2 protein-coding genes and 1 pseudogene are annotated in these 6,407 nt (G+C 59.0%); 2 read left to right on the top strand and 1 reads right to left on the bottom strand.

What is annotated here, in order from left to right:
* The first annotated feature begins 985 nt into the window (after positions 1-985).
* Positions 986-2,233, top strand: coding sequence for a hypothetical protein (locus ACZJYS_RS02705; RefSeq protein ID WP_493175621.1), 1,248 nt, complete (start codon positions 986-988; stop codon positions 2,231-2,233).
* A gap of 95 nt (positions 2,234-2,328) precedes the next feature.
* Positions 2,329-3,323: pseudogene (locus ACZJYS_RS02700) on the top strand (IS3 family transposase); the annotation flags it as partial.
* Positions 3,324-3,338: 15 nt separating this feature from the next.
* Here ACZJYS_RS02700 and ACZJYS_RS02695 read toward each other — a convergent pair.
* Positions 3,339-6,380 carry a hybrid sensor histidine kinase/response regulator gene (locus tag ACZJYS_RS02695; protein WP_493175619.1) on the bottom strand — a complete coding sequence of 1,014 codons (3,042 nt, stop codon included), beginning with the start codon at positions 6,378-6,380 and terminating at the stop codon, positions 3,339-3,341.
* Positions 6,381-6,407 lie beyond the last annotated feature (27 nt).

Raw genomic sequence — 6,407 nt, 5'->3', positions numbered from 1 at the left:
GCTAACAGCGCCTTGCTTTGATGGAAACTCATGGCGCGATCTGAGGGCGGACGCGGCGCTGGAGGCTATCGGCAAGGCTACGCAGCAGGATGTGGATGCGGGCCGCCGACGCATCACCGCACCGGCGGCTGATAATGGACATGACAGCTTCGACTTCTTAACGCTGCCGACAGAGGCTTTACAGCTTGGTGGACCAGCCTCATGGTCATTTCCTGACGCAGCGAGACGCCGACAACGGTCGGGGCCGAGCAGCGCCTCCGGGCAGAGATCAGATTATCCACTTTCGGTTCCTCCTTGCCGAAGCGATGGCTGACCTCGCTGTATCCGGCATTTGCGGAAAGAGAACTGTAGGGATGATGGCTGCGGCCGCCGCGGCGAGCGGCTCAAGATCCGGGGGGTCGCCGCAGCGTCTGCGGACCGGGCCCCAAGGCGAAGGCCCCACTCCCCCAGGTCGCGCTGCCGGCGCCGTTTCTGGCCCTCCCAAGCAAAGTGCCAGGAGACGTGGGACAGGAAAAAGCTTTCTGTATCGGCGGTCAACCGTGCGTTGTGCTGCTCATTCCTCCCGATACAGTCAGGGGCTTTTGCAAGAGCCGCGTCCAGAAGATCCTGCAGCACGGCGTCGAGTGATCTGGCACCATCCGCAGCGCGATGAAGCGCTGCAGTCGGCCGCAAAGACGGAGCAGGCCCTTGAGGCCGTGAGGGGCGAATGCTTGCCCAGCAAAAGGGTGGAAAGCAAATCCGTCGAAGGAGGGGCCGAATGCGAGAAGCAGCCAAGTGGCGGAACCTTCGGCAGATCAGGGCAGCCGCCAGTTGGGCAAAGTGCGCGAGTAGATTATTTGCACGAATGTGGACGCAAAAAATTCAACTTTGAACCAAGGCCGCCAACAGATCAATAAAACGGAAAATAATAAAGCACTTTCCTCAGAATTATGTTTCAAAACATTCAGATTTGGAAATTTAAACTTATTATAGAAGGATGTCTTTCATGAATTATTTGTTGCGGATACTATTATATTTTCTGTTGTCTTTTCCTGTACAGGCTAAGACGACCATAGGCTATGACAGCCAAGGCTATCCTGCCCTAATGGTCGATGGTAAAGTATTCGAACCGCGTGGATACAATGTTGTCATACAACATCAGGGAGAACCCTACCAGAGTTTTGCTACTTTCGATGTCGAGTATTTTAATCCTGAAATGTTGGAAAGAAATTTTAAAATATTGGAGAAAGCCGGATACAATTACGTCAGGCTTTGGCTGAAAGGCTATGACGCCGATAACGGATTTGGCCTACAGGCGCCTGGTATCAGCGACAGCTATGTGAACAATGTGCTGCTGGGGATGCAGTTGGCTCGGAGGCATGGGCTGCAGGTCGTGCTGACCGGCAGCTTCCGTCCGGGCGTCTGGATGCCGGCCAATTATATGCCTGCCGGTCAGCCTTCTGGCAGGGAAGTATCCGGCATAAATCGCCTTTTGCTTTTGCCTGCCATGGCACAAGCGCTAGGAGATTTCTATGAAAATTTGCTGACCCGTATTAGCGAAATGGACAATAAAATAATATCGAGTATTCTTTATTTTGACCTTTATAATGAATTACATTTCGATCTGTCACAACCGCCGTTCGAGAGGATGGCTGGGAAGTATGTTTATGCGGGGCAGACCTATGACCTGGCGATTCCCGGCGACCGCCAAGCACTGATGGACGCGGCAGGACGGCAATGGCTGCGTACTATGGCTGGCGCGATCCATCGGGTAGAACCTGACTTGCTGATAACAGCCAGTTCCTTTCCGGTGGCAAACTTCGGGCATCGTGGTTTCGATGGCGGCAAAATACTCGGCCAGCCGCAACAATGGAAACCGTATCCTCTGCGGCCCTCCGTCATCTTGGCTGGTGGTGCAAACTTGATCGACATCCACCTTTATACCCGTCCCGCAGGGAACAACCGGTCACGCTCAGCGCAAAAGGTCGTTGAATTGCTGGCAAGAAGCGACATAACGCCAGCATTGACAGCGCATGTCCCACTAATTTTGGGCGAGTTTGGTTCAAAGGACTTGTTCATTTCTCAGCCCGATAAGTCTCTGCCAGAAATGGAGACTGTTTGGCAGGCACTTTGTCCACTGCGTCCGGCAGGGTACGCACTTTGGGTTTTGCGCGGCAGCATGGCCCAGCAGACCCCAGGAGGGGTTGCACTCTTGCACCGCTTTGGTGCAGCTACGCCTCATTGTCCGCGATGAAGCCAAATTCTGAAGGCTGTCGTGAGATCGCTGGAGTGTCTCGGGATTGGTTGTCGTCACCGGTCCGGTAGATCAGCCGGAGCCAAGGTGGGCTGCTCGACGAGCCTGGACGGCCTGGGCAGGAAGATGCGGTGGACGAGCCGAAGCGGCTGCGGTGGGAGAACGGGATCCTCCGCCAGGAGCGGGACATCCTGAGACGGGCCACCGCTTTTCCACCGAGGAGGGAGGTCGGTGAGGTTCGCGCTCATCGATGTGGCGAAAGAGGGATTCCCCCTCCACCGTCTCTGCCACGTTCCTGGCGTCAGCCAGAGTGGCGACATTGCCTGGGAGGGCTGTGCTGGCCTGCCGCCGCCAGCATGAGAACGTGGTTCTCCTGGCTCATGCTCGGCCGGCTCTCTCATTGTTGAACGGCACCTTTGGCAGCCCGAGGACCATGCGGGAACTGCAGGACAGCGACTTGGCGGCCGGGCGCCGCCGGAGGGCCCGTCTGATGCGCGAGGATGGCCTCGCGTCCGGCGGAAGCGACGGCTCAAGCGGACTACCGACAGCATCATGCCCAACCGGTCGCACTCGGCCTGCGGAACGGGGACTTGTCGGCGGAGGACCCCAATCAGAAGTGCACCATCGATATCTTCTACATCCGGAGCGGCGAAGGCTGGTTGTGTCTGGCCGTGGTCACCGGCCTGTTCGCGCAGCGGGCTGCCGGCTGAGCGCGGCATACCGGCTGCACCAGGAGTTGGCGTTGGCCGCCCTGCGCAAGATCCTCGCCATGCGCCGCCCGGCGCCGGGGCTGATCCATCATGCGGAGCGTGGCAGCCAATATTGCTCTGCTGGCCACTGAGCGGAGCTCCGAGAGCACGGCATCCTGATTTCGATGTCGGGCAAAGGGAATTGCTACGACAACGCCATGGTCGAGACGTTCTTCAAGGCGCTGAGGTCGGAACTCGTCTGGCGCACCATGTTTGAAACACATCAGGATGCCGAGCAGGCCATCGGCCGCCACATTGATGGTCTCTACAGCCCTGTCAGGCGCCACTCCGCGCCCGGCTTCACAAGCCCGGTCCAGTTCGAGAAGATGGCCGCCAGTTGATCCAGCGCCTCTCCGTCAAACCGGAGCAATTCCCTTACCGTCATCCATCAGTTTTTTGATGCCATCCGACGTCGCGGTGAAGACACGCTCCATATGATCACGAATAGCCTGCAGCTCTCTCATCTGTGCCTCTCCACCAAGGCGCGCGCGCTTTTCGAATTCTTCTGCCAGCAGGGCCAATGCACTGGCTCCTAGAATGCGGCTTGAACTCTTGATTGTATGAGCGGGAATAATTGCATCCTCCACTTGAGCCATGGCCAATGCCTTCTTAATGTCTTCGATGTAAGAGGAAGTGTCTTGTAAATAAAATGAAACAAGAGCCTCGAATTTTTTCATCGATGATTTTGTTTTCTGAAATTCCGCCAAGTCAATAACGGGAATCTTGGAACGCGGGAGAGGCGGTTGCTCTGCCGTAGGAGCGGCCATGACTGGCGCTGCCTTCGGCGCCGTAGCCGGAGCGGGATTCTCCGAAGAGCCTTTCAGCAGAGGCGCTTCTATAGTCACCGGAGACTGGGCCTTAGGGGCCGCTGAGGGCCGGAAGCTGGCAGTTGTTGTGCCTGGAAGCTCGGCTGCCAGATCCTGCTCCAATGACCCGGGCAGGGGTGCCTTGACTGTCGCCGTGGGCGAATGCGAGGGAATTTTGACCGCCGCCAGGACACGCTGCTTCTTCGCCGCGGTGGATGTGAAATCCTTCAGCGAGTCTAGAAGCATCTGCAGATCGACCGTGCTGATCGGCTTGCTCAAGAAGGCGTCCATGCCGGCTGCAAGGCATTTCTCACGATCACCTTTCAAGGCGTTTGCTGTCAAAGCAACGATCGGCACGCGGTGAATCTCGCCATCCGCCATCATGCGCCGAAGATGGCCGCTGGCCTCGTAGCCATCCATCACAGGCATCTGGCAGTCCATAAAGATCACGTCGAAACGGCCCTGCAACGCTGCCTCAATCGCCTTCTTGCCATTGGTCGCTCTCGCAACCTCGAAGCCCAGATCCCTGAGGATCTCTTCTCCGAACATCAGATTCACGTTGTTGTCGTCCACGAGAAGCGCCTTGTATCCCTCGAACGGATGAGCAGGGGAGATGCTGGATGCACCGGCCATGTCCATTCCCTCTGCTTTGGAAATTCCGCTCTGCACGACGCGTAGTATGGTCTCGTACAATGTGTGTGCGCTGAACGGCTTGATGACCACCTGGGAGAACGCAGCATAGCGTTTGTCGGCATGCTGCGTACCGAGCACGATAGTCGGCGCGGCAGATAGGGCAGGAAACGCCTGCGCCAGGCGCCTGACTTCCAAAGCTTCCTCGATATGCGGGCCCTGGTCGATCACCAGGGCATCGAAGGGAGCATTTTCGGCCTGGGCCTGCAATGCCCGCTGCAATGTCACCGTGGGTTCGAACCAGACGCATTCGACGCCACGCACCTCAAGCCCTTTACCGATGATGCTCTTCAGCGGCGGGGCACCGCAGATGATGGCCAGCCGCAATGCGGGCCCTTTTTCGATCGTGGCGGGCTGCAGTACCTGCACCGGCAGCCGGAAGGTGAAGGTCGATCCCTGGCCGATCGCACTGGTGACGCCGATGCGGCCGCCCATCAGCTCGCAAAGTTCGCGGCAGATGGAGAGGCCGAGCCCGGTTCCCCCATACAGCCGGGTCGTGCTCGCCTCCGCCTGGGTGAAGCGGGAGAAGAGCTTGGCCATGCTTTGCTCCGAGATGCCGATACCGCTATCCCGGATCGAGACACGGATGAGCGCCTGGCCTGTCTTGTCATCATGGGATTCGACGGCCGCGGAAACGAAGATCTCACCCTGCTTCGTGAACTTGAGCGCGTTCGATATCAGATTCCCGATGATCTGGCGCAGGCGCGTCGGGTCCGCCTGGACGAATTCCGGCAGGTCGGGCTCGATGTCCAGCAGGAGGTCGAGCTCCTTGTCCTGCGCTCCCATAGCGTAGAAGCCGACAATGTCGCTGATCAGCCCTGGCAGGTTGACCCGCACGGGGTCGATCGCCATCTGCCCGCTCTCGAGCTTGGAGATATCCAGGATGTCGTTGAGGATGGACAGAAGAACGCCGCCAGACGAGCGGATCTGTCGCACGTAGCGAAGCTGTTGCTCGGAAAGCTCCGTCCGCGTCAGGAGTTCCGCCATGCCGAGAACCCCGTTGAGCGGCGTACGGATCTCATGGCTCATATTGGCCAGGAAGGTCGATTTGGAGTCGTTGGCACTGTTCGCCTTGTCGAGTGCCGCCTGAAGCTCTGCCTCTGCTCGCCGGCGGTCTCTCATGTAGTGCACCGAAAGCGCTACGGTGATCGCGCTGATCGCCAGAATGCCGGCGACCATGAAGGCGAGCTTTCCGAAACGCACCGTCCTGTCCCAGTTGGCGAGCACGATCTGGCTGTTGTGCGCCAGCCTTACCGCCTCCTGCGTGGCGTCCCCGGTCCAGTCCGCGGTGCCGCGGCCGGGCAGGATGAATTCGGTTTGCACCTCGTCCACAGTAAGCCGCGCCGCGGTCAGGCTGCCTTCCCGGAAATCGGCACTGAGCTCTTCGAGCATCTTGCGTACTTCCACCGCCGCATAGACGATGAAGAAGTCGGCAGGGCCTTCGCCCAAGCGCATGGCCTGCGCCAGCACGACCTCGTCGCCGTCCATGTTGGGGAACAGCGACGCGAAGGCTTGCGGCCGGATGGCCGTGATCAGCCCCTCATTCTGCAGCAGTTGCGCCGCGAGCCGCTGCGCCTCCACCGGATTGACATCCAGAAGCATGTCCGGGCTGGTGAAGGAGCGGCGCTGACGCAAGGAATCGCCGCGTATCAGCCCGAGATCGATGATGTAAGGCGAGAGGCGCGACGCGACACGCAGCTTGGCCGCGACTTGCTCTTCCCGGCGCGCGGAGATGAAGGCCGCCAGATCCTTCACCCGGACCAGAACGGTGTCGGCCTGCGCCATCACCAGGCGGCTCAGCATTCGTCTCTCGCCGAGGAATAGCCGGTTCTGCTCGCGGATGAAGGTCACCGAGTACCAGCCGACCAGCGTCGCAGTGAGACCGCAGATCACCAGCATCATCGGGACCGCGCGGAGCTTTCCGGTCCG

It is taken from the genome of Roseomonas sp. TS2, from assembly GCF_058833935.1.
This window is presented reverse-complemented; position numbering and strand designations above follow the sequence as displayed.